General features: G+C 42.0%; 1 protein-coding gene. It reads left to right on the top strand.

The genetic code is table 11. From position 1 onward, the window contains the following. The first annotated feature begins 317 nt into the window (after positions 1-317). Positions 318-1,727: a glutamate--tRNA ligase gene (gene gltX / locus ACED29_RS10950; protein ID WP_124016283.1), complete on the top strand. Its 1,410-nt coding sequence runs from the start codon at positions 318-320 to the stop codon at positions 1,725-1,727. Positions 1,728-1,889: the final 162 nt, after the last annotated feature.

Below are 1,889 nucleotides of genomic sequence, written 5' to 3'. Positions count from 1 at the left end.
GGCTCGAACCAGTGACCCCCTCCTTGTAAGGGAGGTGCTCTCCCAGCTGAGCTAATCGACCTCGCTGTGTGGGGCCGTATTATAGGGGGCAAGCAAAACCTGTCAACGCTTTTTATTTAAAATATTGCCAGTCGGGCTAAAATTGTTCGCTTTGATGCTTTGTTGAACAAGGGATTGTACTCAATAATAAAGAAAATTCAAAAACAACCCTAGGTTTAGATGTCCGCCATTTCAACTGTTGGGTTTGACTGTTAGAATAGCGTCACATTTTTTTGTTTGTCTTCTTTAGACGTTTATAAATAGGTTAGTGTCCGATTATGACTACCAAGACGCGTTTTGCTCCAAGTCCAACTGGTTTTCTTCATGTAGGTGGTGCTCGAACAGCACTTTATTCATGGTTGCACGCTCGTGCTAACAATGGTGAATTTGTACTTCGTATTGAAGACACTGATATTGAACGTTCAACTCAAGAAGCCTGTGACGCTATCCTTGATGGTATGAACTGGTTAGGTTTGACTTGGGATGAAGGTCCTTACTACCAGACTAAGCGTTTTGATCGTTACAATGAAATTATTGCGCAAATGCTTGATAAAGGCACTGCCTATAAATGTTATTGTTCTCGTGAACGTATTGAAAGCATGCGTGAAGAGCAAGCTGCACAAGGTCTACAACAAAAATATGACGGTTGCTGTCGTAACCTTGCGCCTCGTGATACTGATGAGCCCTTTGTTGTTCGCTTTAAAAACCCTATCGAAGGCAGTGTGATATTTGATGATCACGTCCGTGGACGTATCGAAATTTCTAACGATATGCTTGATGACTTAATTATTAAGCGTACCGATGGCGTACCTACTTATAATTTCTGTGTTGTAGTCGATGACTGGGATATGGGCATCACCTGCGTTGTACGCGGTGAAGATCATATCAATAATACTCCACGCCAAATCAACATCCTTAAAGCCTTAGGCGCACCTATTCCTGAATATGCTCATGTGTCGATGATTCTAGGTGACGATGGCGCCAAGCTATCTAAGCGACATGGTGCTGTAGGCGTTATGCAGTACCGTGATGACGGGTATTTACCTGAAGCACTATTAAACTACCTTGTTCGCTTAGGTTGGTCTCATGGTGATCAAGAAATATTTTCAATGGACGAGTTGAAAACGCTGTTTAAATTAGATGATATCAATAAAGCGGCTTCAGCTTTTAATACTGATAAGCTCGTTTGGCTAAACCAACATTATATCAAGTCTCTCGATCCTGTTTATGTCGCATCGCATTTACAGTGGCATATGGATGATCAGAAAATTGATACTAGTAATGGCCCAGCGCTAACTGAAATTGTTACGGCACTATCTGAACGTGCGAAAACGCTAAAAGAGTTAGCCGCTTCAAGCCGATACTTCTATGAAGACTTTGCAGATTTTGATGAAGCCCAAGCTAAAAAGCATTTACGTGGCGTTGCACTAGAGCCTCTAACATTGTTTAATCAAAAATTATCTGAGCTAAATGATTGGAGTGTAGAGAATATTCACCACGTTATTGAAGCGACAGCAACTGAACTTGATGTCGGTATGGGTAAAGTGGGTATGCCTTTACGTGTTGCCGTGACAGGCGCAGGGCAGTCTCCTGCGTTAGATTTAACCTTGTTCTTAATCGGAAAAGAAAGATCTGCACAAAGAATATCCAAAGCGATTGAATTTGTAGCAGATAGAATAAATTCCTAAAAAACGAGTTGACACTTTTGGGTATGCTGCATAGAATGCGCCTCGCAGTTGAGACATGATGTTAGTTTTTTCTAGTAGCATATCCAAAAGCATTAAGTAAGAGGGGTTATAGCTCAGCTGGGAGAGCGCTTCGCTGGCAGTGAAGAGGTCCACGGTTCGATC

This window comes from Shewanella sp. 5S214 (genome assembly GCF_041439795.1).
Taxonomy (GTDB): domain Bacteria; phylum Pseudomonadota; class Gammaproteobacteria; order Enterobacterales; family Shewanellaceae; genus Shewanella; species Shewanella vesiculosa.
The sequence above is the reverse complement of the archived record's forward strand: the minus strand, read 5'-3'. Positions and strand labels throughout refer to the sequence as shown.